This window comes from Pseudomonas sp. Pseusp18 (assembly GCF_059506005.1).
The window spans coordinates 4,884,719-4,908,987 of record NZ_CP169240.1 but is presented as its reverse complement, the minus strand read 5'-3'; the positions used below and the strand labels follow the sequence as shown (position 1 = coordinate 4,908,987).

General features: G+C 59.3%; 23 protein-coding genes. All 23 read left to right on the top strand.

The annotated features are described in order from the left end of the window. Nucleotides 1-25: 25 nt before the first annotated feature. The 23 genes from rfbF to ACEN9A_RS21780 all read left to right on the top strand — a co-directional run bounded on the left by rfbF (nt 26) and on the right by ACEN9A_RS21780 (nt 24,267). Complete coding sequence (gene rfbF / locus ACEN9A_RS21890; protein WP_019648083.1) at nt 26-799, top strand: glucose-1-phosphate cytidylyltransferase; 774 nt, start codon at nt 26-28, stop codon at nt 797-799. After that, complete coding sequence (gene rfbG / locus ACEN9A_RS21885; protein WP_258670587.1) at nt 781-1,863, top strand: CDP-glucose 4,6-dehydratase; 1,083 nt, start codon at nt 781-783, stop codon at nt 1,861-1,863. The genes rfbF and rfbG overlap by 19 nt, the downstream gene beginning before the upstream one ends. Continuing rightward, on the top strand, nt 1,860-2,420 hold the full coding sequence (locus ACEN9A_RS21880) for a dTDP-4-dehydrorhamnose 3,5-epimerase family protein (RefSeq protein ID WP_258670584.1): 561 nt from the start codon (nt 1,860-1,862) through the stop codon (nt 2,418-2,420). Before rfbG ends, ACEN9A_RS21880 begins: the two co-directional genes overlap by 4 nt. Then, nucleotides 2,417-3,643 (top strand): class I SAM-dependent methyltransferase, encoded by a 1,227-nt coding sequence (locus ACEN9A_RS21875; RefSeq protein ID WP_019648086.1) that lies wholly within the window; start codon nt 2,417-2,419, stop codon nt 3,641-3,643. The genes ACEN9A_RS21880 and ACEN9A_RS21875 overlap by 4 nt, the downstream gene beginning before the upstream one ends. Beyond that, nucleotides 3,640-4,761, top strand: coding sequence for a DegT/DnrJ/EryC1/StrS family aminotransferase (locus ACEN9A_RS21870; RefSeq protein WP_258670580.1), 1,122 nt, complete (start codon nt 3,640-3,642; stop codon nt 4,759-4,761). Before ACEN9A_RS21875 ends, ACEN9A_RS21870 begins: the two co-directional genes overlap by 4 nt. Beyond that, nucleotides 4,758-5,423 carry an acetyltransferase gene (locus ACEN9A_RS21865; protein WP_018925023.1) on the top strand — a complete coding sequence of 222 codons (666 nt, stop codon included), beginning with the start codon at nt 4,758-4,760 and terminating at the stop codon, nt 5,421-5,423. The genes ACEN9A_RS21870 and ACEN9A_RS21865 overlap by 4 nt, the downstream gene beginning before the upstream one ends. 30 nt (nt 5,424-5,453) lie before the next feature. Beyond that, nucleotides 5,454-6,182, top strand: a complete 729-nt coding sequence (locus ACEN9A_RS21860) for a cephalosporin hydroxylase family protein (protein WP_018925024.1) — start codon at nt 5,454-5,456, stop codon at nt 6,180-6,182. A gap of 54 nt (nt 6,183-6,236) precedes the next feature. Further along, nucleotides 6,237-9,170: a TIGR00180 family glycosyltransferase gene (locus ACEN9A_RS21855; protein ID WP_258670577.1), complete on the top strand. Its 2,934-nt coding sequence runs from the start codon at nt 6,237-6,239 to the stop codon at nt 9,168-9,170. 30 nt (nt 9,171-9,200) lie between these two features. Beyond that, a complete protein-coding gene (gene pseB, locus ACEN9A_RS21850; protein WP_019579558.1) occupies nt 9,201-10,202 on the top strand; it encodes a UDP-N-acetylglucosamine 4,6-dehydratase (inverting) in 1,002 nt (333 codons plus the stop codon). Beyond that, nucleotides 10,199-11,362 (top strand): UDP-4-amino-4,6-dideoxy-N-acetyl-beta-L-altrosamine transaminase, encoded by a 1,164-nt coding sequence (gene pseC, locus ACEN9A_RS21845; RefSeq protein ID WP_019648090.1) that lies wholly within the window; start codon nt 10,199-10,201, stop codon nt 11,360-11,362. Before pseB ends, pseC begins: the two co-directional genes overlap by 4 nt. 6 nt (nt 11,363-11,368) lie before the next feature. Continuing rightward, nucleotides 11,369-12,064 (top strand): pseudaminic acid cytidylyltransferase, encoded by a 696-nt coding sequence (gene pseF, locus ACEN9A_RS21840; RefSeq protein ID WP_258670573.1) that lies wholly within the window; start codon nt 11,369-11,371, stop codon nt 12,062-12,064. Beyond that, nucleotides 12,061-13,563 carry a UDP-2,4-diacetamido-2,4,6-trideoxy-beta-L-altropyranose hydrolase gene (gene pseG, locus ACEN9A_RS21835; protein ID WP_258670570.1) on the top strand — a complete coding sequence of 501 codons (1,503 nt, stop codon included), beginning with the start codon at nt 12,061-12,063 and terminating at the stop codon, nt 13,561-13,563. Before pseF ends, pseG begins: the two co-directional genes overlap by 4 nt. After that, nucleotides 13,560-14,612 carry a pseudaminic acid synthase gene (pseI, locus tag ACEN9A_RS21830; RefSeq protein ID WP_064619507.1) on the top strand — a complete coding sequence of 351 codons (1,053 nt, stop codon included), beginning with the start codon at nt 13,560-13,562 and terminating at the stop codon, nt 14,610-14,612. The genes pseG and pseI overlap by 4 nt, the downstream gene beginning before the upstream one ends. A 229-nt stretch (nt 14,613-14,841) precedes the next feature. Next, nucleotides 14,842-15,768, top strand: a complete 927-nt coding sequence (locus ACEN9A_RS21825) for a ketoacyl-ACP synthase III (protein WP_019648094.1) — start codon at nt 14,842-14,844, stop codon at nt 15,766-15,768. Nucleotides 15,769-15,850: 82 nt separating this feature from the next. Continuing rightward, entirely contained in the window at nt 15,851-17,143 is a 1,293-nt protein-coding gene (locus ACEN9A_RS21820) for a motility associated factor glycosyltransferase family protein (RefSeq protein ID WP_258670565.1), read from the top strand. Further along, nucleotides 17,140-17,406, top strand: coding sequence for a hypothetical protein (locus ACEN9A_RS21815; protein WP_258670564.1), 267 nt, complete (start codon nt 17,140-17,142; stop codon nt 17,404-17,406). Before ACEN9A_RS21820 ends, ACEN9A_RS21815 begins: the two co-directional genes overlap by 4 nt. Before the next feature lie 248 nt (nt 17,407-17,654). Beyond that, on the top strand, nt 17,655-18,500 hold the full coding sequence (locus ACEN9A_RS21810; RefSeq protein WP_018925034.1) for a flagellin domain-containing protein: 846 nt from the start codon (nt 17,655-17,657) through the stop codon (nt 18,498-18,500). Nucleotides 18,501-18,571: 71 nt separating this feature from the next. Continuing rightward, nucleotides 18,572-18,937, top strand: coding sequence for a flagellar protein FlaG (locus ACEN9A_RS21805; RefSeq protein WP_026286326.1), 366 nt, complete (start codon nt 18,572-18,574; stop codon nt 18,935-18,937). Between the two features lie 82 nt (nt 18,938-19,019). Continuing rightward, complete coding sequence (gene fliD / locus ACEN9A_RS21800; RefSeq protein ID WP_018925036.1) at nt 19,020-20,456, top strand: flagellar filament capping protein FliD; 1,437 nt, start codon at nt 19,020-19,022, stop codon at nt 20,454-20,456. 126 nt (nt 20,457-20,582) lie between these two features. Further along, a complete protein-coding gene (fliS, locus tag ACEN9A_RS21795; protein WP_018925037.1) occupies nt 20,583-20,978 on the top strand; it encodes a flagellar export chaperone FliS in 396 nt (131 codons plus the stop codon). 10 nt (nt 20,979-20,988) lie between these two features. Then, nucleotides 20,989-21,285, top strand: coding sequence for a flagellar protein FliT (gene fliT, locus ACEN9A_RS21790; RefSeq protein WP_019648098.1), 297 nt, complete (start codon nt 20,989-20,991; stop codon nt 21,283-21,285). A gap of 172 nt (nt 21,286-21,457) precedes the next feature. Then, nucleotides 21,458-22,933 (top strand): sigma-54 dependent transcriptional regulator, encoded by a 1,476-nt coding sequence (locus ACEN9A_RS21785; RefSeq protein ID WP_026345697.1) that lies wholly within the window; start codon nt 21,458-21,460, stop codon nt 22,931-22,933. Between the two features lie 128 nt (nt 22,934-23,061). After that, the gene (locus tag ACEN9A_RS21780; protein ID WP_258674207.1) at nt 23,062-24,267 is read left to right on the top strand and encodes a sensor histidine kinase; all 1,206 of its coding nucleotides are present in this window, start codon (nt 23,062-23,064) and stop codon (nt 24,265-24,267) included. Nucleotides 24,268-24,269: the final 2 nt, after the last annotated feature.

Here is a 24,269-nt window from a genome sequence, read left to right as displayed (position 1 = left end):
TCTGTGAAGAACAAGAGGGGAGACGATGAAGGCAGTAATTCTGGCGGGTGGCCTGGGCACGCGCATCAGCGAAGAATCGCACCTGAAGCCCAAGCCGATGATCGAGATCGGTGGCAAGCCAATTCTTTGGCACATCATGAAACAGTACTCCGCCCACGGGATTCATGACTTCGTGATCTGCCTTGGCTACAAGGGCTATGCGATCAAGGACTTCTTCGCCAACTACTTCCTGCACACCTCCGACGTCACCTTCGACATGTGCAACAACCGTATGGACGTTCACCAGAATTACAGTGAGCCGTGGCGCGTCACGCTGATCGACACCGGTGAGGAAACCATGACTGGTGGTCGTTTGCGACGGGCCGGCCGCTATCTGGAAAACGAAGAAGCGTTCTGCTTTACCTACGGCGACGGCGTGTCTGACTTGAACATCAGCGCCCTGGTGGACTTTCACCTTTCCCACGGCAAGCTTGCCACGGTCACGGCGGTCCAGCCGCCTGGTCGTTATGGCGCCCTGGAGCGCGAAGGTTATCTGGTTCGCGGTTTCACTGAAAAACCTCGTGGGGACGGTGGCTGGATCAATGGTGGTTTCTTTGTGCTGTCGCCTAAGGTGCTGCCGCTGATTACCGCGGATGAGACGGTTTGGGAGTCCGAACCTTTGACCGGCCTGGCCAGCGATGGCCAGCTTGCTGCTTTCCAGCACGATGGCTTTTGGCATCCGATGGACACCCTGCGCGACAAGAATCACCTTGAGGCGCTGTGGCAGAGCGGGGAGGCCCCATGGAAGCAATGGGACTGAGTCCGCAATTCTGGCGCGGCAAACGGGTGCTGCTGACCGGCCACACCGGTTTCAAGGGCAGCTGGTTGACGTTGTGGCTGCAAAGCCTCGGGGCCGAGGTCAGCGGGTTTTCGCTCGATCCATCCACCGAGCCGAGCCTGTTCGATCTGGCGCGGGTGCACGAAGGCATCAATGATCAGCGCGGCGACCTGCGTGACCTCGGCGCCTTGCTGGAACTGATCGCCGAAACCCAGCCGGAAATCGTCCTGCACCTGGCGGCCCAACCGCTGGTGCGCGAAGGCTATCGCGATCCGCTCGGCACCTATTCCAGTAACGTCATGGGCACGCTCAATCTGCTCGAAGCGATCCGCCAGGTCGGCGGCGTGCGCGCCTGTGTGCTGGTGACCACCGACAAGGTCTACGCCAACAAGGAATGGCTGTGGCCGTACCGCGAAGACGAAGCCTTGGGCGGTCACGATCCTTACAGCAGCAGCAAGGCTTGCTGCGAATTGTTGGCGCAGTCTTACGCCGCATCGTTTTTCCCGGCCGACAAGTACGCCGAGCATGGCTTGGCGTTGGCCACCGCGCGTGCCGGCAATGTGCTGGGCGGCGGTGACTTCGCGCCTGAACGCCTGATTCCCGATGTGCTCAAGGCCTGGTCGGCCGACCAACCGGTAACCCTGCGCTACCCGCAGGCCGTGCGCCCATGGCAGCACGCCTTGGAGCCGCTGGCCGGTTATCTGCAATTGGCCGCCGGTCTCTATGAGCAAGGCCCGCAGTTTGCCGGCGCGTGGAACTTCGGCCCGAGCGAAGCAGACATGTGCAGTGTCGGCGAAGTGGTCGAGTTGCTTGCCAGCCGCTGGCCGCAAGCACGCGGATTGCGCATTGAACCGAGTGATTTGCATGAGGCCGGTCTGCTGCGCCTGGACAGCAGTCGCGCCCGTCAACTGTTGGCCTGGCAACCGCGCTGGTCGTTGCAGCAGTGCCTGACCCAGACCCTCGATTGGCATCTGGCGTGGCAGAACGGTGATGACATGCGTGAAATCACCCTGCGTCAGTTGAACCTGTATCGAGGCGCGCTGTGAGCGAGTTTTTATTGAAGACCTTGCCGCTGGCCGGACTGTTCAGCGTGCAGCACAAACGCTTCGAAGATGATCGCGGGCACTTCGCCCGGTTGTTTTGCGAAGGCAGCCTGAGCGCTTTCAGCCAGCCGTTTCATATCCGCCAGATCAACCACTCCTGCACCCGTGAGCGGGGCAGTGTGCGCGGTCTGCATTTTCAAAATTCCAATGCGCCGGAAGCCAAGTTGATTACCTGCCTGCGCGGCGAGGTCTGGGATGTGGCGGTGGACTTGCGCCCCGATTCCGAAACCTTTCTGCACTGGCACGCCGAGCACCTGAAGGCCGGTGACGGTCGCAGCCTGCTGATCCCGGCCGGGTTCGCCCACGGCTTCCAGACGCTGACCGATGACGCCGAATTGCTCTACCTGCACAGCGCCGATTACACGCCTGCGCACGAGGGCGGGTTGTCGGTGAACGATCCACGGCTGGCGATTGCCTGGCCGTTGCCTGTCAATAATCTGTCGGCCAGGGACTCCAGCCATCCCTTGATCGATGAACACTTCGCTGGAGTGCGTCTATGAACTGCCGTGGTTGCGGTACTCCTCTGGCCTTGCCGCTGATCGATCTCGGCACCTCGCCGCCATCCAACGCCTATGTGCACGCCGATCGCCTGGAACAAGCCGAGCAATGGGTACCATTGAAGGTCGCGGTGTGTCAGCAATGCTGGTTGGTGCAAACCGAGGATTACACCAGCGCCGACAGCCTGTTCGATGCCGAGTATGCGTATTTCAGTTCGTTCTCCAGTACCTGGCTGGCCCATGCCGAGCGCTATGTCGCGGAGATGGTCGAACGCTTCGGCCTGACGGCCGACAGTCGCGTGGTGGAAATCGCCGCCAACGACGGTTACCTGTTGCAGTACGTCGCCGGGCGCGGCATCCCTTGCCTGGGTGTTGAACCGACCCGTAGCACCGCGCAAGCAGCGCGGGAAAAAGGCCTGGAGATTCGCGAACTGTTCTTCGGTCGCGACACCGCCGCGCAACTGAAAAACGAAGGCTGGGCCGCCGACCTGATGGCCGCCAACAACGTGTTGGCGCATGTGCCGGACATTAATGATTTCCTCGGTGGTTTCTCCACCTTGCTCAAGCCGACCGGTGTGGCGACGTTCGAGTTTCCGCAACTGCTGACGTTGATGGCCGGGCAGCAATTCGACACGCTGTATCACGAGCACTATTCCTACCTGTCCCTGACCGCCGTGCAGACCTTGTGCGAGCGCAATGGGCTGGAAGTGTTCGATGTCAGTCTGCTGAGCACTCACGGTGGATCACTGCGGGTATTCGTGCAGCGTAAGGACGGTGAGCGCCGCGTGGTGCAACCGACCGTGCAGCAACAATTACAGGCTGAGCTGGACGCCGGGGTGAAAACGCCCGAGTACTACGCGACTCTCGCGCCCGCCGCTGAACGCATCAAGCACGAACTGCTGCGTTTCCTGCTGCAAGCCAAGGCCGACGGCAAGCGCGTGGTCGGTTATGGCGCGGCAGCCAAGGGCAACACCTTGCTCAACTACGCCGGGGTCAAACCGGACCTGTTGGCCTGGGTGGCCGATGCCAACCCGCACAAGCAGGGCAAGTATTTGCCGGGCAGTCGAATCCCGGTGGTTTCGCCCGACCGCATCGATCTTGAAAAACCCGACTACATCCTGGTTTTGCCCTGGAACCTGTTGACTGAAATCACCCAACAATTCGCCTCGGTCAAAGTGTGGGGCGCGCGGTTTGTTGTCGCCGTTCCGGAGTTGAGCATTCAATGAGCAGAATTCATTACACCAAGCCGAGCGTGGGCGAGTTGGAAGCCCGGTATGCCCTGGACGCCGTTCAGAACGGTTGGGGCGCACGTTGCTACGAATATCTGACGCGTTTCGAGCATGGTTTTGCCGAGCATCTTGGCGCCACCTACGCCATCGCGACCTCCAGCTGTACTGGCGCCTTGCACATGGGGATGGCGGCGTTGGACATTGGTGCTGGCGATGAGGTGATCCTGGGCAACACTAACTGGATCGCGTCGGCGGCGCCCATTACCTACCTGGGTGCCACGCCTGTATTCGTCGATGTTCTGGCGGATAGCTGGTGCCTGGACCCGGAGCAGGTCAGGCGTGCAATTACCCCGCGAACCAAGGCCATTCTCGCAGTGCACCTCTACGGTAACCTGTGTGATATGGACGCCTTGCTGGCGATCGGTCGGGAACACAATATTCCGGTGATCGAAGACGCCGCTGAGGCCATCGGCTCGCAATGGCGTGGTCGGGCGGCCGGTTCTCTAGGCGCATTCGGTGCGTTCTCGTTTCATGGCACCAAGACCATGACCACCGGCGAGGGCGGGATTTTCGTCACCTCGGACAAAGCCTTGTACGAGCGCGTCCTGACCTTATCCAACCATGGCCGGGTCGCTGGCAGCACCAAACAGTTCTGGCCTGAGTTCATCGGCTTCAAATACAAGATGAGCAACCTGCAGGCTGCCGTCGGTTGCGCTCAGGTCGAGCGTATCGATGAGCTGATCAATCGCAAGCGTGAGATTTTCGCCAATTACGCCCGCGCCCTGACATTACTGCCGGGTGTTTCCCTGAACCCTGAGCCTGAGCACTCGCGTAACGGCTACTGGATGCCGACAGTGGTGTTCGATGCCGAGACAGGGATTCGTCGGGATGAGTTGATCGCCGCTTTCCAGGCTGCCGATATCGATGCCAGGGTGTTCTTCTGGCCGTTGTCGTCGTTGCCGATGTTCAGCGAACACTCTGTCGACACACCGGTTGCTTTCGCCTTGCCGGAGCGCGCATTCAACCTGCCGAGTTATCACGATATGACCGACGCCGATCAGCAACGAGTGGTGGATGTCGTGCGTGCCCTGCTCGCAAAAAGGCAGCTGTCGTGAAGATTTATTTGCTGGGCGCGGCCAACCCCGAAGCGGTGCGCATGCTTCACGCGGTGAAGCGCAGCACCCCCAACGTCGAATTCGCCTTTCTGGATAACGACCCGAGCAAGCAGGGCACGCTGTTTTATGGGGTACCGGTGATCGGCGGCTCGGATCGGGTGAGCGAACTCAAAGGGCCTCAGGCGCGCTTCGTGAACCTGATCACCGGCAGTACCCGGCTGCGCTACGAGACCACCCGCCAACTGGTCGAGGCCGGCGCCACTCTGGGCCAATTCGTTCACCCGGGTATCGACCTGACCATGATTCGCATGGGGCAGGGCAGTTATCTACAGGAAGGCGTGCTCATGCAGGCCGAAGTAACGCTGGGTGACAACACCAGTATCAGTGCCGGCAGCGTGGTGGGGCATGAAGGACGGATTGGCCACTCGGTTTTCATGGCACCTGGGGTGTGTATCGCCGGTTGCGTGGAAATCGGCGACGGGACATTTATCGGTACCAACGCCACCATCCTGCCGCGCCTGCGCATCGGTCGCTGGGTCACCATCGGCGCCGGCGCCGTTGTCACCAAAGATGTTCCGGATTATTCGGTCGTGGCGGGCAATCCCGCCAGGATCATCAAGACCAACGCGGTGCCTTACCCCGACGGTAAGGTATTCAAGTAAGCCGTTTCCCTATTTTTCTGGAGAGTTGCGATGAATCCCCATGAGCAGTTTCGTGAAGAAGTAAAAGGCAACATCGAAGGTTTGAAGAAAGACAAAGCGCTGCAGGCCGAGTCCCTGGACTGGGTCGGCACCACGGCCAAACACAAGTACACCTACAACTTCAGCTGGATGGGCCGCCCGATCATTCAATTCCCCCAGGACATGGTGGCCATGCAGGAAATCATCTGGAACTTGCGCCCGGATGTGATCGTGGAAACCGGGATCGCCCACGGCGGGTCGTTGGTGTTTTACGCCTCGATGCTGGAGCTGATCGGCCATGGTGAAGTACTGGGTGTCGACATCGATATTCGTCAGCACAACCGCGAAGCGATCGAAGCCCATCCGATGAGCAAACGAATCCAGATGATTCAGGGTTCGAGCATCGACACCGCGATCGTCGATCAGGTGCGCGAGCGCATTCAGGGCAAGAAAGTGCTGGTGGTGCTGGATTCCAATCACACCCATCAACACGTGCTGGAAGAGTTGCGTCTGTATGCACCGATGGTCTCGGTCGGCAGCTACTGCGTGGTCATGGATACGGTGGTCGAAGACATGCCGGAAGACGCCTTTCCGGACCGTCCATGGGGCAAGGGTGATAACCCTAAAACCGCCGTTTGGGCGTACCTGGAAGAAAACCGGGATTTCGAGATCGATCAGGCGATTCACAGCAAACTGCTGATCACCGTTGCGCCGGATGGCTACCTGCGCCGGGTGCGTTAAACGACAACTTCATTCAAGTGTTCATCAGGCAATAGGTCTGTGGCGGGGAAGGATATGCAAGGCATTTACGGTTCTGAAAACACGTTGCCCCTGAGTGAACTGTTCACTCTGGTGCTGATTACGCACAATCGTCCGGCGTTTTTGCGCAGGGCGTTGCAGTTCTACAGCACGCTGCCTTGCAGGATCCTGGTCCTTGATTCGTCAGCCGTTGCTCTGGATGGCGCGGCGACGGTTGCGGACACCATCGACTATCGGCATTTGCCGCAGTTCGGCTATTGGGGCATCCAGGCCAAGCTGGTATACGGTGTCGAACAGGTCACCACGCCGTACATGGTGTTCGCCTCCGACGATGATTTCCTGTTGCACGGTGCTCTCACCGAATCGGTGAACTTCCTCGAAGCCAACCCCGACTACGGTTTGTGCCACGGCTATTGCCTGATGTACCTGACCCACGCCAATTATGTGCAGTACTACCGTCGTGACAAGAAGGTGCAGGAGGACTACAACGCCGAGCAAGGCCAGGACCGTGTACTCGATTACATGGGGCAGTACATTCCGCCGTTCTATGCCGTGCATCGGACCTCGCTGTTGCGGGACTGGTACGCAGTGATGCCGGAAGGCACGATCTTCCAGTGGCAGGAAATCGGCCACGTGTACTACATGCTGGCGCGGGCCAAGGCGCGAATTCTCCCGGCACCCTATGTGGTACGTGAAGTCAATTACGGACGTTCGGATCACAACACCGAAATCATGACGACCTTGAGTTTCAAGGACGCCCGCTCTGTCGCCGAGCGCGAGCGCTTTGCCGGGTTCCTGTCATCGCTGCCGACGGGTATCACCGGTCTCGACCAACAGCAGACCGCCCAGTTGGCCCTGCAAAGCTTCGCCGCTTTGGCCGACAGCCTGACTGCCCGCAACGCGCTGACCATCGAACCGATATTCGAGTCTTACTGGACCGATCCGACGGTCGGCCCGAAGCGTGTCTTCGGCCCCGAGCAATACGTCGAGATGCCGTTCTACAACAGCGCCTTCTTCGAGCAACTGGCGGAGTGCGAGTTTCTGCTCCATGCAATGCCGGCCGGCCGTTTGCAACTCGAGGAAATGGAAGGGACATTGCTCAAGCAGCAGACACTGCAGCGTACTTACTCCAATGACAGTCCGGCGACGATCCAGACGCGCCTGCTTCAAGCCGTGGAACTCGGCGCCTTCAACCGTCGAGTCGTGCAAAAGCTCGCTCAGCAACTGGTGGACATGGGGGAAACGGCTGATGCCCAAGTGTTGGCCGATTGGGTGCAGCGCCTGGACAGTGTGCCGACCCACGACAGTCGTCAGTTGCTCGACACGATGCCGTCGGGACGTCTGCTCAACTGGTTGCAGGCACGGGAGCCAAATGAGACTGCGGTGAGGAAAATCAACCAGCATCTGGCAGCCAATGACGGTGGACCTCAGTTCGGCATTTTGTTGCTGGACCTGGACGCAGACATGGACAAGCTTCAGGCCAGCTTCGATAGTCTGATGGAGAGCGCGTTCCGGGCCTTCAAAGTGGTGGTCTTCACCACCGGCGATCTGCCGGCAGTCACCACCGAACAAAACACCCTGCATTTCGTCAAGGTCACCACCAGCAACTATGTCGATAAGCTGAACCAGATTGCTCGCCAGTCGACCTCGGACTGGTTGCTGCTGGCCGAGGCGGGCGACGAGTTCACCGCCGCGGGTCTGTTGCGTGCCAGCCTGGAGTTGCAGAACGCCGAGGGTTGCCGTGCGGTGGCGGTGGACGAGATTCATCGTCAGGCCAATGGCACGCTGGTCGATGTCTTCCGTCCCGCCTTCAACCTCGATTTGTTGCAGAGCCTGCCGGCGCTGACTGCGCGGCATTGGCTGATCCGGCGTGAGGTGTTGGTGGAAGTCGGTGGTTTTGCTCGTGAGTTCACTTCGGCGCTCGAGTTCGACCTGTTGCTGCGCCTGATCGAAGCCGGCGGCCTGGCCGGGCTCGCGCATCTGGCAGAGCCTTTGCTGATCACCCAGGCACCGCTGCCGGGGCCTATTGAACACGAACGCCAGACTCTGGTTCGTCATCTGGCGACCCGCGGATATCAGGCCCAGGTCAGTGCCGAAGCGTCGGGAGGCTACCGTATCGACTACCGTCACGCCGATCGTCCGAAGGTTTCGATCATCGTTCACAGCCAGGACAACCTGGAGTGTTTGCAGCGCTGCCTGGTCAGCGTGTTGCAACGCACGCGCTATCAGAACAATGAGATCGTGATCGTCGACAATCACAGCCAGTCCGCCGAACTGCTCGCCTGGCTGGAAAGCCTGGAGCAGAACGGTCGTGGCCGGGTTCGTCTGGTCAGGGCAGAGCAGCGTCTGAGCACTTCGGCACTACTTAACCTGGCTGTAGAACAGGCTCAGGGCGAATACCTGGTGCTGCTGGCGGCGGACGCCGAGGTCGTTAACGCCAACTGGATCGAGGCACTGCTTAACCAGGCGCAGCGTCCTGAGGTAGGAGTGGTCGGGGCCAAACTGGTGGATGCCAATGGCAATGTGACGGGGGCCGGTTTGATTCTGGGCCTCAATGGCGGGGTCGCTTCACCTTTCGCAGGCGAGAAAAAAGATGCCCAGGGCTACATGCGTCGCTTGGTCGTCGAACAGAACTATCAGGCGGTCTCTGGTGCTTGTCTGATGATTCGCAAGCAAGTGTTTGATGACGTCGGTGGATTGGACCAAGAGCATTTCGACGAGGCTTACGCCGATGTCGATCTGTGCCTGAAAGTTGCCGACGCAGGTTTGCTGACGGTCTGGACACCACAAGTGCAGATTACGCACCCCGGGACTTTGCCGGACAATTCGCAGGCGGCAGCTGCCCTGCGTGACAAGTGGCAGGCCCGTTTCGAGCAGGACTCAGCCTACAACCAGAACCTGGCCTTGACTGGCAAGGGCTTTACCCTCGGCGAACCGACCAGCATTGACTGGGCGCAGTTGCTCGCATAAGCCTGGCTGACAGGTAAAAGGACTCAAGGCATGTTCAACGGTAAATCGATTTTCATCTCTGGCGGCACCGGTTCGTTCGGGCGCAACTTCATCCGCCGCTTGCTGGAGCAATACCAGCCCAAGCGGGTGGTGGTGTTTTCCCGCGATGAGCTCAAGCAGTACGAGATGCAGCAGACGTTCAACGCGCCGTGCATGCGTTACTTCATCGGTGATGTGCGCGACGCCGACCGTTTGCGTCAGGCCATGCGCGGTATCGATTACGTGGTGCACGCCGCGGCGCTGAAGCAAGTGCCAGCGGCGGAATACAACCCCACCGAATGCATCCGCACCAACGTCAACGGCGCGGAAAACATCATTGCCGCGGCCATCGACAACGGCGTGAAAAAAGTTGTCGCGCTGTCCACCGACAAGGCTGCCAGCCCGATCAACTTGTACGGCGCGACCAAGCTGCTGTCGGATAAATTGTTCGTTGCTGCCAATAACATTGCCGGCGAACAACAGACCCGGTTTGCCGTGGTGCGCTATGGCAACGTCGCCGGCTCGCGGGGTTCGGTGGTGCCGTTCTTCAGCAAACTGATTGCCGAGGGCGCCAAAGAGCTGCCGATCACCGATGAGCGCATGACGCGGTTCTGGATCACCCTCGATCACGGCGTGAAGTTTGTGCTCGACAGCTTCGCCCGCATGCACGGTGGTGAAGTGTTTGTGCCGAAGATTCCGTCGATTCGCATCGTCGATCTGGCGCAGGGCATGGCTGAGCATTTGCCGCACAAACACGTCGGCATTCGTCCGGGTGAAAAACTCCATGAGCTGATGGTGCCACTGGACGACGCGCGCATGACCCTGGAGTTCGACGATCACTACACCATTCAGCCGTCGATCCGTTTCACCAGCGTCGACGTGGATTTTGCCGTGGACAAACTGGGTGAGCAGGGCCGGCCGGTGGGCGAAGATTTCGAGTACCGTTCCGATACCAACCCGCACTTCCTGTCAGTCGGCCAGATCGCCGACCTGCACGCGGAACTGTCGGCATGATTCCCTACGGTCGGCAAAGCCTCGATCAGGCGGACATCGATGCGGTGGTCGCCGTGTTGCAGTCTGACTGGCTGACCCAAGGGCCGACCATCGAGCGTTTCGAACAGGCGATGGCCGAGCGGTGCCAGGCCGATTTCGCGGTGGCGGTGTGCAATGCCACTGCGGCGTTGCACATTGCCTGTCTCGCCGCGGGCCTGGGGCCGGGCGATCGGTTATGGACCACGCCGAACACCTTTCTGGCCTCGGCCAATTGCGGTCGTTACTGCGGCGCCGACGTCGATTTTGTCGACATTGACCCGCTGACCTGGAACCTCGATGCCTACACCTTGGCGTCGAAGTTGGAAATCGCCGAGCGCGACGGCAAGCTGCCGAAAGTGCTGGTGGCGGTAGCGTTCTCCGGGCAGAGCTGCGATATGCGCATGATCGCCGAACTGGCCGAGCGTTACGGTTTCACGGTGATCGAGGATGCCTCTCACGCGGTCGGCGCATCCTATGCCGGGCGCCCGGTGGGTTGCGGTGAGTTCGCGGCAATGACCGTGTTCAGTTTCCATCCGGTGAAGATCATTACCAGCGCCGAAGGCGGCATGGTGCTGACCAATCGCCCGGAACTGGCCGAGCGCTTGCAGCGCCTGCGCAGCCACGGCATGACTCGTGACCCCGGGCAGATGACCGAACCCAGCCACGGCCCGTGGTACTACCAGCAAGTGGAACTGGGCTTCAATTACCGGATCACTGACCTGCAAGCGGCCCTCGGTCTGTCGCAGCTGAACAAGCTCGATGGCTTTATCGAGCGTCGACGCGAACTGGCGGCGCGTTACGACCGGTTGCTGGCGTACTTGCCGCTGACCTTGCCCAGCACGCAGCCTGAAGCCGAATCGGCGTGGCATCTGTACGTGGTGCGCTTGCAGACGGAGCGGATCAACCTCAGTCATCGACAGGTGTTCGAAGGCTTGCGAGCAGCCGGTGTCGGGGTGAATCTGCACTATATTCCGCTGCACTTGCAGCCGTACTATCGCGACCTGGGTTTTGCCGTGGGTGATTTTCCCCAGGCCGAACGTTATTACGCCGAGGCCATCAGCCTGCCGCTGTTTCCTCTGCTGAGCGATGAACAACAGGACTATGTGGTCGAGCAATTGCGACGACTGATCCTTGAGGAGTAGTGACTCTTGAGCTGTGTTGCGATCATTCCGGCCCGTGGTGGCAGCAAGCGAATCCCGCGCAAGAACCTCAAGCCGTTCGACGGCGTGCCGATGATCGTCCGTTCGATTCGCACGGCGCTGGAGTCGCACCTGTTCGACCAGGTGATCGTCAGTACCGACGATGAGGAAATCGCCGAAGTCGCACGAGCCAATGGCGCTCAGGTGCCGTTCATGCGGCCTGCGGCACTGGCTGACGATTTCACCGGGACTGCGGCAGTGATTGTGCATGCCTTGAATCAATTGCCGCCGTTCGACCATGCCTGCTGCATCTATGCGACGGCGCCGTTGTTGCAAGCGCGTTATCTGCGTCAGGGGCATGAGTTGCTGGTGCAGCACCCGGACAAGTCTTTCGCGTTTTCAGTCACCGGTTTTGGTTTTCCGGTGCAGCGTGCCTTGACCCTCGACGAGCAGGGCGCCCTGACCTCGCTCTATCCGGAGTTTCGTGACACCCGTTCCCAGGACTTGCCCGAAGCCTTTCAAGATGCCGGCCAGTTCTACTGGGGGCGCAGCGAGGCCTGGTTGCGTGGTGATGCACTGTTTTCGCCGGCGAGCCTGCCGGTGATTCTGCCGCGCTACCTGGTACAGGACATCGACACCCTTGAAGACTGGAAACGCGCCGAATACCTTTACGCCGCATTGAAGGCTGGTGGTGAGTTGCAATGAGGGTACTGATCCGCGCTGACGCGTCGCCAACCATTGGCAGCGGCCATATTGCCCGCTGCCTGACCCTGGCCAGGGTGTTGCGCAAGCAGGGCACGCACGTTGCCTTCGCCTGTCGCCTGCTGCCGGGGCATCGACTGGACAGCCTGGCAAGCGAGGGCTTCGAGACCTTCGCGCTGCCTGCGCGCTACCCCGATGAAGATCCGCAGCAGGCCATCGAATCGATGCTGCCGTGGCAGGCGGACATCGCCGCGCTGGCGCAAGCCTTGGAAAGCCATCCGGCTTTCGACTGGATCATCGTTGACCACTATGGCCTCGATCATCACTGGCAGACTGCGGCCCGTCGCTGGGCACCACGGATCGCCGCGGTGGATGACCTGGCCACTCGGCAGTACCGCGTCGATCTGCTGCTCAATCAAAATCTGTCGGGCACCCCAGAGGCTTATGCCACGCTGCTGACGCCCGACTGCCAGACCTTGCTCGGCCCACGTTTTGCGATGTTGCGCGATGAGTTCTGCTGCCCGGCGGTCGAAATCAAGCCTCGGGCCAGGCGAGTGTTGGTGAACTTCGGCGGCTTCGATGCGGCCATGCAGACCCACCACGCAATGTTGGCGCTGGCGGACCTTCATGAGCTGGAGGTCGATTTCGTGGCGGGGGCCGACAACCCGGCCTGGGAGCAGATGCAGGCGCTGGCGGCGTATCGTCCGAACTGGCGCCTGCACAGTTTTGTCAGCGACTTCTATCGGCTTATGACCGAGGCCGACCTGTTTATCGGTGCCGGTGGCGGTACCAGTTGGGAGCGGGCAGCCATGGGGCTGCCGACAATCTGCATTGCAGTCTCGAATAATCAGCAGGCCAACGGCGAGGTGATGGCGACCTCGGGCGCTCATGTGTTCCTGGGCAACCGCGAGCATGTCAGCGTCGAGCAATTGCGCCAAGCCATTGGTTTTGTCGTAGGCAATCAAGGTTTTCGTCAAAGTTTGGCCGAACGCTCACGGCAGTTGGTCGATGGCCGTGGCGCGCAGCGGGTGGCGGCAGCACTGGCGGGAGCGGTACTGCAGGTGCGTCGGGCCACTGCGGACGATGCGCATTTGTTGTTCGAGGGACGTAATGCCGAGGCGGTACGGCGCTGGTCGCTGGACACCCACGCCATCGATTGGCAACGGCACCAGGTTTGGCTGGCTGCGAGCCTGAACAATCCCCAGCGACTGCTGTTGATTGCCGAGGCGGATGACGGCCCGGTCGGTATGCTGCGCTATGACCTTGACGGTACTCGGGCCGAAGTCTCGATCTATTTGTTCGAAGGCCGATTCGGCCTGGGCTGGGGCAGGGCGCTGCTGGCGCGGGGCGAAGCGTTCGTCACGGCGCATTGGCCACAACTTGAGGCCATCACGGCTCAGGTGCTGCCGGCCAATCAGCCATCGCTGAAGGTTTTCCGCGAGGGTGGTTTTACTCAGAGTGCTTGCGCGTTCACGCGTGTATTGAAGGATCCAGAACAATGACCAGTTTCAAGATCGGCAACCGCTCGATCGGTGCCGATGCGCCGCCGTTCATCATTGCCGAGATGAGCGGCAACCATAACCAGTCGCTGGACATGGCGATAAAAATCGTCGAAGCCGCGGCCAAGGCCGGCGCCCATGCCTTGAAGCTGCAAACCTACACCGCCGAGACCATGACCCTGGACTTGTCCGAAGGCGAGTTCTTCATCAAGGACCCCAACAGCTTGTGGGCCGGTTCTTCGCTGTATGCGCTGTACGAAAAGGCCCACACGCCGTGGGAATGGCACGCGCCGATTTTCGCCCGGGCCAAAGAGCTGGGCATGCTGGCGTTTTCCACACCGTTCGATGACACCGCGGTGGACTTCCTCGAAAGCCTCGATGTGCCGGCCTACAAGATCGCCAGCTTCGAGAACACTGATCTGCCGTTGATCCGGCGGGTTGCGGCCACCGGCAAGCCGCTGATCATTTCCACCGGCATGGCCAGCATCGCCGAACTCGATGAAACCGTGCGTGCCGCCCGTGAGGCCGGTTGCAAGGACCTGGTGTTGCTCAAGTGCACCAGCACATACCCGGCAACGCCGGCCAACAGCAACGTGCGCACGATTCCTCATCTGCGCGAGTTGTTTGGCTGTGAAGTTGGTTTGTCCGACCATTCGATGGGCGTCGGGGTGTCTGTCGCCGCCGTAGCGCTGGGGGCGACGGTGGTGGAAAAACACTTCACCCTCGACCGTGCCGCCGGAGGTGTGGACGCCAGTTTCTCCCTGGAACCAGCCGAGCTTGCCAGCCTGGTGGTCGAAACCGAGCGCGCCTGGCAGGCCATGGGCCAGGTGCATTACGGCGTGACTGACGCCGAGCGCAAGTCCCTGGTGTACCGCCGGTCGCTGTATGTCACCCAGGACATGATCGCCGGTGAGCCTTTTACCGCCGCTAATCTGCGGGCCATCCGTCCAGGCCTGGGGCTGGCCCCGAAACACGCTGAAACCCTTCTGGGCCGCCGTGCCCGCCAGGCCATCAAGCGCGGAACGCCGCTGGACTGGTCGCTGGTCGAATAACCGCTTGTGGGGCTGATTCGGCAAAATAGCGTGACCTGCGAGTCATTACGCGCATCTTCACTGTATTGTATAAATAGGGAAGAGGGCGCCTGGCCTGCTTTTGGCTCAGTGATGGCCTTTTACTCTTCCCGCTGTCACCTCCTTGAGGGCGACGTTATTCGTTGTTTGTCGGCGCCCCTCGATTCCTTGCGAGCGGTGGTATTGGGCTGTTTATTATTGGGAAGCCGTAATGATTGGCATAAAGAGCATTGCGAGCTACGTTCCTGTAGCCGGCGTGGACAATTACGCACAAGGTGCAAAATTCGAGAAGGATGAAGAGTTCATCCTGGGCAAGATCGGTTCGGCCTTCCTGCCGCGCAAAGACGCCGGGCAAGAAACTTCGGACCTGTGTGTCGAAGCAGTCAACGCGCTGTTCGCCAACAACCCTGAATTGAAGCGTGAAGCGATCGACGTGCTGATCGTCGTGACCCAGAACGGCGACGAAGAAGGCCTGCCGCACACCGCCGCCATCGTTCAGGACAAGCTGGGCCTGCCAACGACTGTGGCCGCGTTCGATATTTCCCTGGGCTGCTCCGGTTACGTCTACGGCATCTACGCCATCAAGGGCTTCATGGAAGCCGCAGGCCTGAAGAATGGCCTGCTGGTGACCGCCGATCCGTATTCGAAGATCGTCGACCCGGAAGATCGCAACACCACCATGCTGTTCGGCGATGCCGCCACCGCCACCTGGATGGGCGAAGACGCGCCATGGCAGTTGGGCAAGGCCAAGTTCGGGACTGACGGTTCCGGCGCGCCGCACCTGAAGGTTACCGACGGGGTGTTCTTCATGAATGGCCGTCAGGTGTTCAACTTTGCGCTGCTCAAAGTGCCTGCGCATTTGCATGAGCTGCTCGCTGACTCGGGCCTGACGGCCGACGATATCGATGCTTTCTGCATTCACCAGGGCAGCGCGGCGATTGTCGATGCCGTGGCGCGACGCTTCGAGGGCGAGCCCGAGAAGTTCCTCAAGGACATGGTCGAGACCGGTAACACCGTGTCGTCGAGCATTCCATTGCTGCTGGAAAAGCACGTGCTCGACTCCAAGTGGAAGCGTGTGGCACTCAGCGGTTTTGGTGTTGGTTTGTCCTGGGGTTCGGCGATCATCTATCGCCCTTGATCTTCTAAAAGCCGGACACAAAAAAAGCGCTCAAGGTGTAACCTTGAGCGCTATTTTTTTGCCCGAATCACAGCGAGGCGCCATGAGCGAGTTTTTTCAACCCAACGCCGAACTCATCCAGCGTCGCTGGCCGGCCGTGGCTGAGCGTCTGCTGTCTGAAGATCCGGGCCCGTTGCAGGCCGATCTGGTGGAAGGGCTCGGCTCGACCCTGAGCATCAACGGCATTCAGCTGACCAGTCGCCATGACCGTACCCGCGAAGCGCAGCTTCAGGCCGCAAGCCTGCCGGTCGACAGCCCGGTGTTACACGTTTACGGCACAGGGCTGGGTGATCTGCAACTGGAGCTGCTACAGCGTTCGGGGCTGATTCAGTTACACGTACATATACTTAACGGCGCAGTGTTTGCGCTGGTGTTGCAATTGCTCGATCAGCAGTCGTGGCTCAGCGATTCGCGGGTCGAGCTGCACTACGCCGGTGATTTGGCTGAAATTTGTTTGCCGTTCTTTGCCCTGCCTTCAGAGCTGGTGCTGGCCGATGACTTCAACGCGAAGATCCGTGACCGCTTGGTCAGCGAAACCCATCTGACGTTCAACAACTGTGAGTTTGATCCGGACAATCCGGAAATCGCCGCGCGCTTGCTGGAAAGTGTCGAACAGATCCGCGTCGATAGCGACGCCGCACAATTGTTCGCCACACACGCTGGCCAGCCGATGTTCGTCATCGCCACCGGGCCGAGCCTGGAACAACACTTCGTAACCTTGCGATCAATTCGCGGCCAGACCCAGCGACCGCTGTTCGTTTGTGTCGATACCGCTTACCGGCCGCTCATCGAGAACGGTATCAAACCGGATGTCGTCGTCACGATCGACCAGCGTATCTCGCAGCGCCATCTGCCGCCCGAGGACAGCGCAGACATCACGCTGGTCTACATGCCGCTGGTGGCTCCTGCGGTCTTGCAGGCCTGGCAAGGCAAGCGCTATGTCGCCTACTCGGCAAGCCCGGTCTTTCGCGATCTGCGCAAGCAGCTCCCACGGGCAGGGTTGTTTGCAGGCGGCAGCGTGATTCATCCGGCGGTGGACCTGGCGGTGAAAATGGGTGCCAGTCAGATCACGCTGTTCGGGGCGGACTTCGCGTTCCCCAACAACAAGACCCATGCCGGTTGGGATGACGGCGACCTTGGCCCGCAATTGGTCGCGGCTCGTCATTGGGTGTTGGATGGGCATGGGCAGCGGGTCAAGACTCAGCTCAATTTCCGTAGTTACTTGTGTGAGCTGGAGCGCTATATCGCTGCGCATCCACACGTCGTCTTCTACAACAGCAGTCGAGCTGGGGCCATGATTGTCGGCACGACATTTCATCCGGAGTTCAGTCGATGAGCGAAGAGCTACTCGTTGATCAGGCCCGGCAATGTTCAGCGTTGTTTCGTCTGGGAAGGGATGTCGAGGCGGCGCTGGTCATGGTCGAGGTAGCGGAGCAGGTGCAGTCGCGGGTCGGCGGGGCAGACAGCCAGATCGCGGCCCGGTGGATGGCATTGCTGACAGGCATGCTGGATAGCCAGGAGCGACAGGACTGGCTGGCGCTCGCGGATTACCTTGAATACGAACTGGTTGATTTACTGATGGCTGTCAATTCCGCGTAATGCCGTGGCAGGTCAACGCAAGCGGGGCGTAAGGAAGGGTTGTGGCAGTTCTCTGGCGTCATTTTTTGGTGGTTGGATCGTCGCTATGGCTTGGTTTTACAGGGGGTGGCAGTGTGATGGCAAAAAATTTCAAAAATCCCCTCAAGCAACCTGCATTCGCGACGATAACTATTACGAAGGTTCTCTAGGCCATACCGGGCGGTTGCCAGGGCCGGAAGCCGTAGTACCCAACCAACGAGGAATTCGTCATGGCTTTAACAGTAAACACCAACACTACATCTCTGGGTGTTCAGAAGAACCTGAACCGTGCTTCCGACGCGCTGTCGACTTCGATGACTCGCCTGTCTTCCGGCCTGAAAATCAACAGCGCCAAAGACGACGCCGCCGGCCTGCAGATCGCTACCCGTATGACCTCGCAGATCCGTGGTCAGACCATGGCTATCAAAAACGCCAACGACGGTGTTTCGATCGCTCAGACCGCTGAAGGCGCTCTGCAAGAATCGACCAACATCCTGCAGCGTATGCGTGAAATCGCAGTTCAGTCGCGTAACGACTCCAACGGCACTGCTGACCGTACCGCTCTGGACAAAGAATACCAACAGTCGGTTGCTGAACTGACCCGTATCGCTCAGTCGACTAACCTGAACGGCAAGGCGCTGCTGGACGGTACCGCTGGTGCGATGGAGTTCCAGGTTGGTTCCAACACCACCTCCGACAACCAGATCACTCTGACCCTGGCTTCGAGCTTCGACTCCAGCGCCCTGGGCATGACCGGTACTACCATTTCCGGTACCTCCAACGCAGCCAACCACTCTGCTGTAGCGTCGGCTATCTCGGCTATCGACGCCGCTCTGTCGCGAATCAACAGCACTCGTGCTGACCTGGGTGCTGCACAAAACCGTTTCTCCAGCACCATCTCCAACCTGCAAAACATCAACGAAAACGCCAGTGCTGCACTGAGCCGCGTACAAGATACCGACTTCGCTGCTGAAACTGCACAGCTGACCAAGCAACAAACTCTGCAACAAGCTTCCACCGCAGTTCTGGCTCAGGCCAACCAACTGCCATCCGCTGTACTGAAACTGCTTCAGTAATAGCCGATGAGTTTTAGCGGGGGAGTGCGCTTGTCGCGCTCTCTCGCTTTTTACTTTAAGAGGTGATGGACATGGATATGAGCGTCAAGCTGAACTTGTCTTATCCTGCGGCCCAGCAGGCGACGACTGTTGCCGATAAGCCTGCGGAAAAGCCTCGAGCGGAAACTGCGCCAGTGGTTGCCGTCAAGGAAGAAGGTAAAAAAGACCAGACCGAGCAGGAAAAACTGAAGATGGCCGTTCAGGAAATCGAAAAGTTCGTTCAGTCGGTCAAGCGTAACCTGGAGTTCTCGATTGACGAGCCTTCAGGCAAAGTTGTGGTCAAAGTGATTGCCAGTGACTCCGGTGAGGTGATTCGTCAAATCCCCAACGAAGAAGTCCTTAAGCTGGCGAACAGTTTGAATGATGCAAGCAGTCTGTTGTTCAGCGCAAAAGTCTGACAACTGGCACGAATTTTGTTGCTATGTTCTTTTGGGCGTTGTAGTGGTCAAAAGGCCGGCGACACACTGAAGGGAGTTCCACATGGCAAGTCCAATTCTACCGGGCACGGGCTTAGGCTCCGGTATTAATACCGGTGATATCGTCAAGGCTCTGGTCAACGCCGACAAGGCGGCCAAGCAGAATCAGATCGATCGTCAGACGACCACCAATACTGCGCAGATTTCCGGTATTGGTACTCTCAAAAGTGTCCTGGCGAACTTCCAGGCTGCAATCAAGAAGCTGCAAGATACGCAAGCTCCGCAGTTCCTGGGTTACAACGCCACGTCCGCCGACGCGAAAGTATTGACCGCTGTGGCCAGCAACACGGCCGTCAACGGTTCCTACGTGGTCAAGGTCAATAACCTTGCGACCTCGTCCAAAGTGGCCACCGCGGCCTTTGCCGGCGGTGCCAGCAGTGCCGTTGCGAGCGGCACGCTCAATATCACGCAAAATGGCGTATCCAGTTCTGTCACCATTCCGGCCGGCGCGACGTTGCAGTCGGTTCGCGATGCGATCAACACCCAGCAGGGTGCGAACGGTTTCAGCGCGAACATCGTGACCGACTCGTTTGGCTCGCGTCTGGTGATGGGGTCCACGGCGACCGGTGCGGGCTCCGACATCACCCTCAGCGGTATCGCGGGTCTGGAGATTAATGCCGGCCAGCAAATGGGTGCAGCACCGACAGCGACTTCGGCGGGTGCCATCGGCGATTTCGCGGTGGACGCCAGTTTCACCGTGGACGGGCTCGCGCTGACTAGCAAAAGCAACAAGGTTGACTCGGCTATTTCCGGCTTGACCCTGAATTTGGTCGCCGGTGGTACCACGACGGTGACGGTTGGCCCGAACAGTGATGGCCTGAAAAAATCCATCCAAGCTTTCGTTGATGCCTATAACCAGGTTGTGACCAATGTTAATACGCTGACCAAGCCTTCCCTGGATAGCAATGGCAAGCCGACCGTTGCTGCAGCACTGACCGGTGACCCGTTGGCGCGCAGCGTTCTGGCATCGATTCGTACGCCGTTGGTCACAACGGGGGCGGGTGACAAACTCACTGTTCTGTCGCAATTGGGTATCACCACCAATCAGAAAACCGGTGCGCTGGATTTCGATAGCACCAAGTTCTCGACCGCGATGGATACCCAGAAGCTCGGTGGTGAAGTTCAGAAGCTGTTCCTGGGCGATCCGACGGCGACTGGCGATGCCTCCATGGGTCTGTTGACGCGCATGAACGATGCAATCACCCCTTACACGGTCACTGGCAGTGATGGGATCCTGGATACCCGTTCGACTAACCTGGCCAAGGCCAAGACGAATCTGGCCAGCCAGCAGGCAGCCCTGGATCGTCGGGTCGAGACGCTGACGGCGGTGTTGACCAAGAAGTACAACGACATGGATTCCCTTGTCGGCAAGCTGAAGGCAACGGCGAGCAATATTACTTCGATGTTCGATGCGATGAACGCACAGAAGAACGCTTCATAGCGCCTAAACGCCAAAAGCCCGGCAGCGGATTCCGCTTGTCGGGCTTTTTTAGTTTCGGATTAAAGATTTTTGACGCTATGTCGATAGCTTGATTATACGAATCACAGAGTTTTGGATGAGGTAAACATGAACCCGATGTTAGCCCTTCGGCAGTACCAGAAGATTGGCGCGCAAGCCCAGACTTCCGAGGCCAGTCCTCATCGTCTGGTGCAAATGCTCATGGAAGGCGGTCTGGATCGCATCGCTCAGGCCAAAGGTGCCATGGAGCGCAAGGACGTCGCCAATAAGGGTGTTTTTATCGGCAAGGCCATCGGCATTATCGGTGGTTTGCGAGAGGGGCTGGACCTGGAGAAGCAGGCGGAGTCCGTCAGTGAGCTGGATAGTCTCTACGCTTACATGATGAAGCGTCTGGCGGAAGCCAACCTCAGGACCGATCCAAAAATCCTCGACGAAGTCGCCGACCTGCTTCGCACGGTCAAAGACGGTTGGGATGCCATTGGCGCACCTGCTCCCCAGTTTTAAGGAGATCACCATGAGTCTTGTATTGCAGCGAATCGAGCATACCCGGGACGCCCTGGTCGAGGCATTGGCCGAGCGTAACTGGGAGGCCATCGGTGAATTGGACCTGGCTTGCCGTTCCTGCATGGAAGACGTCTTGAGTGAAGCTTCGGTGGACGAGACCGCGTTGCGCGAAAACCTGGAGGAGTTGCTGGGGGTGTATAAACAGCTCCTGGAAGCGGCGACGGGGGAGCGACAAGCGATAGTCGACGAGATGTCGCAGATCCACCAAGCACAGAACGCGGCAAAGGTTTACCATCTGTTTGGTTAATTAACCCTCAGTTAATCCAAACATAGTGCGCCATAAATTTGACTGTGCACGGTTTTTTGACTTAACTAGTGGCTGGTTCCAGATTTCAGGCGTCTACAGGCACAACGTGTCTGCAAGCGTCTAGCTTGCCCCTCATTTTGGGCATTGAGTTGACTAGGGAAGTTGCTATTGCATGTGGCGTGAAACCAAAATTCTGCTGATTGATGACGATAGCGTCCGCCGCCGCGATTTGGCGGTGATTTTAAATTTTCTTGGCGAAGAAAATTTACCCTGCGGCAGCCATGACTGGCAGCAGGCGGTCGGCTCTCTGTCATCAAGTCGTGAAGTAATCTGTGTCCTCATCGGGACGGTAAATGCTCCTGGTGCACTTTTGGGCCTGTTAAAGACACTCTCAACCTGGGATGAGTTCCTTCCAGTTTTGTTAATGGGCGATAATTCTTCCATTGACTTGCCGGAAGACCAGCGTCGCCGAGTGCTTTCGACGCTCGAAATGCCGCCCAGCTACAGCAAACTGCTCGATTCGCTGCACCGTGCCCAGGTCTATCGCGAGATGTATGACCAGGCCCGTGAGCGCGGTCGTCACCGTGAACCGAATCTTTTCCGCAGCCTTGTCGGCACCAGCCGGGCGATTCAACACGTCCGTCAGATGATGCAGCAAGTTGCCGACACCGACGCCAGCGTGCTGATCCTCGGTGAGTCCGGCACTGGCAAGGAAGTGGTCGCGCGCAATCTGCACTACCACTCCAAGCGTCGTGAAGCGCCGTTCGTTCCGGTCAACTGCGGGGCGATTCCGGCCGAGTTGCTGGAAAGCGAATTGTTCGGTCACGAGAAGGGTGCCTTCACCGGGGCGATCACCAGCCGTGCCGGGCGTTTCGAGCTGGCCAACGGCGGTACGCTGTTCCTCGACGAAATCGGCGACATGCCGCTGCCGATGCAGGTCAAGCTGTTGCGCGTCTTGCAGGAGCGCACGTTCGAGCGCGTGGGCAGCAACAAGACCCAAAGCGTCGATGTGCGGATCATTGCGGCGACCCACAAGAATCTCGAAAGCATGATCGAGATCGGCACGTTCCGCGAAGACCTCTACTATCGCCTGAACGTGTTCCCGATCGAGATGGCGCCGTTGCGTGAGCGCGTCGAAGACATTCCGTTGCTGATGAACGAGTTGATCTCGCGCATGGAGCACGAGAAGCGCGGTTCGATCCGTTTCAACTCGGCGGCGATCATGTCGCTGTGCCGTCACGGCTGGCCGGGCAACGTTCGCGAGCTGGCCAACCTGGTGGAGCGCATGGCGATCATGCACCCGTACGGGGTGATCGGCGTGGTCGAGTTGCCGAAGAAATTCCGCTACGTCGATGACGAAGACGAGCAGTTGGTCGACAGCCTGCGCAGTGATCTCGAAGAGCGGGTGGCCATCAACGGTCATACCCCGGACTTCACCGCCAATGCGTTGCTGCCGCCGGAAGGCCTGGACCTGAAGGACTACCTCGGCGGTCTGGAGCAAGGGTTGATTCAGCAGGCGCTGGATGACGCCAACGGCATTGTGGCGCGGGCGGCCGAACGGCTGCGTATTCGTCGCACGACCCTGGTGGAGAAGATGCGCAAGTACGGCATGAGTCGTCGTGATGGTGATGAACAGGCGGATGATTGACGCCTGTTTTTCAACTCCTTCATTTATAGGCAGTTTTTTTTAGGCACGGGTATTGCTACATCCCTCGCAACGTTCCGTTTAACTGACGGTCAACCACGCGAGAGAGCACAATGCCCCAAGCCGCCCAGATGTCTCCTGTCCCTGATGTTTCGGGGCAACCGTCGTCCGTAGAGCAGGCAAGCCGGCTTGGCCTTGAGCAGGCGTTTGCGCTGTTCAACCAGATGTCGAGCCAATTGACCGATTCCTACAGCATGCTCGAAGCCCGGGTCACCGAGCTCAAGGGTGAGCTGGCGGTGGTCAGCGCCCAGCGCATGCAGGAGCTGGCGGAAAAAGAGCGTCTGGCCAACCGGCTGCAAAACCTCCTCGATCTATTGCCCGGCGGCGTCATCGTCATCGACGCCCAAGGCATCGTGCGTGAAGCCAATCCCGCCGCGTGTGAGTTGCTCGGCTTGCCCCTCGAAGGCGAGCTGTGGCGTCATGTCATTGCGCGATGCTTTGCGCCGCGCGAAGACGATGGTCACGAAATCTCCCTCAAGGACGGTCGACGCCTGTCGATCGCTACCCGCTCGCTGGATGCCGAACCCGGTCAGTTGGTGTTGCTCAACGACCTGACTGAAACCCGTCATCTGCAAGATCAACTGGCCCGCCATGAGCGCCTGTCGTCGCTCGGTCGCATGGTCGCCTCGTTGGCCCATCAGATTCGTACGCCGTTGTCCGCCGCGTTGCTCTATGCCAGTCATTTGACTGAGCAGGAACTGCCGGTCGCCACGCAGCAGCGTTTTGCCGGCCGCCTGAAAGAGCGTCTGCATGAGCTGGAACACCAGGTGCGCGACATGCTGGTGTTCGCTCGCGGTGAGCTGCCGTTGACCGATCGCGTCACCCCAAAAATGCTGATGCAGTCGCTGCAGGCGGCGGCGCTGACTCATGTTCAGGATCTGCCGGTGCGCTGGCAATGCGACAGTCATGCCGGTGAGTTGCTGTGCAATCGCGACACGCTGGTCGGAGCGATCCTCAATCTGATCGAAAACGCCATTCAGGCCAGCGCCGGCAACGTCCGTTTGAAGGTTCACCTGTATACCCGCGACAACAACCTGCGCATATCGGTCAGCGACAGCGGCAGTGGTATCGACACGAAGGTGTTGGCACGTTTGGGCGAGCCGTTTTTCACCACCAAAACCACCGGTACCGGTCTGGGCCTGACCGTGGTCAAGGCAGTGGCCCGTGCTCATCAGGGGGAATTGCAGTTGCGTTCGCGGCCGGGTCGCGGCACTTGCGCGCAGGTGATCCTGCCGCTTTTCGCGGGTGAGCAGCCCAGCGCTCAGGGAGTGAAGTGAAG

Excerpts from the sequence above, each read along its gene's own strand:
- rfbF (WP_019648083.1), top strand. The coding sequence starts at position 26 with ATGAAGGCAGTAATTCTGGCGGGTGGCCTGGGCACGCGCATCAGCGAA.
- rfbG (WP_258670587.1), top strand. The coding sequence starts at position 781 with ATGGAAGCAATGGGACTGAGTCCGCAATTCTGGCGCGGCAAACGGGTG.
- ACEN9A_RS21875 (WP_019648086.1), top strand. The coding sequence starts at position 2,417 with ATGAACTGCCGTGGTTGCGGTACTCCTCTGGCCTTGCCGCTGATCGAT.
- ACEN9A_RS21870 (WP_258670580.1), top strand. The coding sequence starts at position 3,640 with ATGAGCAGAATTCATTACACCAAGCCGAGCGTGGGCGAGTTGGAAGCC.
- ACEN9A_RS21860 (WP_018925024.1), top strand. The coding sequence starts at position 5,454 with ATGAATCCCCATGAGCAGTTTCGTGAAGAAGTAAAAGGCAACATCGAA.
- ACEN9A_RS21855 (WP_258670577.1), top strand. The coding sequence starts at position 6,237 with ATGCAAGGCATTTACGGTTCTGAAAACACGTTGCCCCTGAGTGAACTG.
- pseB (WP_019579558.1), top strand. The coding sequence starts at position 9,201 with ATGTTCAACGGTAAATCGATTTTCATCTCTGGCGGCACCGGTTCGTTC.
- pseC (WP_019648090.1), top strand. The coding sequence starts at position 10,199 with ATGATTCCCTACGGTCGGCAAAGCCTCGATCAGGCGGACATCGATGCG.
- pseG (WP_258670570.1), top strand. The coding sequence starts at position 12,061 with ATGAGGGTACTGATCCGCGCTGACGCGTCGCCAACCATTGGCAGCGGC.
- pseI (WP_064619507.1), top strand. The coding sequence starts at position 13,560 with ATGACCAGTTTCAAGATCGGCAACCGCTCGATCGGTGCCGATGCGCCG.
- ACEN9A_RS21825 (WP_019648094.1), top strand. The coding sequence starts at position 14,842 with ATGATTGGCATAAAGAGCATTGCGAGCTACGTTCCTGTAGCCGGCGTG.
- ACEN9A_RS21820 (WP_258670565.1), top strand. The coding sequence starts at position 15,851 with ATGAGCGAGTTTTTTCAACCCAACGCCGAACTCATCCAGCGTCGCTGG.
- ACEN9A_RS21815 (WP_258670564.1), top strand. The coding sequence starts at position 17,140 with ATGAGCGAAGAGCTACTCGTTGATCAGGCCCGGCAATGTTCAGCGTTG.
- ACEN9A_RS21810 (WP_018925034.1), top strand. The coding sequence starts at position 17,655 with ATGGCTTTAACAGTAAACACCAACACTACATCTCTGGGTGTTCAGAAG.
- ACEN9A_RS21805 (WP_026286326.1), top strand. The coding sequence starts at position 18,572 with ATGGATATGAGCGTCAAGCTGAACTTGTCTTATCCTGCGGCCCAGCAG.
- fliD (WP_018925036.1), top strand. The coding sequence starts at position 19,020 with ATGGCAAGTCCAATTCTACCGGGCACGGGCTTAGGCTCCGGTATTAAT.
- fliS (WP_018925037.1), top strand. The coding sequence starts at position 20,583 with ATGAACCCGATGTTAGCCCTTCGGCAGTACCAGAAGATTGGCGCGCAA.
- fliT (WP_019648098.1), top strand. The coding sequence starts at position 20,989 with ATGAGTCTTGTATTGCAGCGAATCGAGCATACCCGGGACGCCCTGGTC.
- ACEN9A_RS21785 (WP_026345697.1), top strand. The coding sequence starts at position 21,458 with ATGTGGCGTGAAACCAAAATTCTGCTGATTGATGACGATAGCGTCCGC.
- ACEN9A_RS21780 (WP_258674207.1), top strand. The coding sequence starts at position 23,062 with ATGTCTCCTGTCCCTGATGTTTCGGGGCAACCGTCGTCCGTAGAGCAG.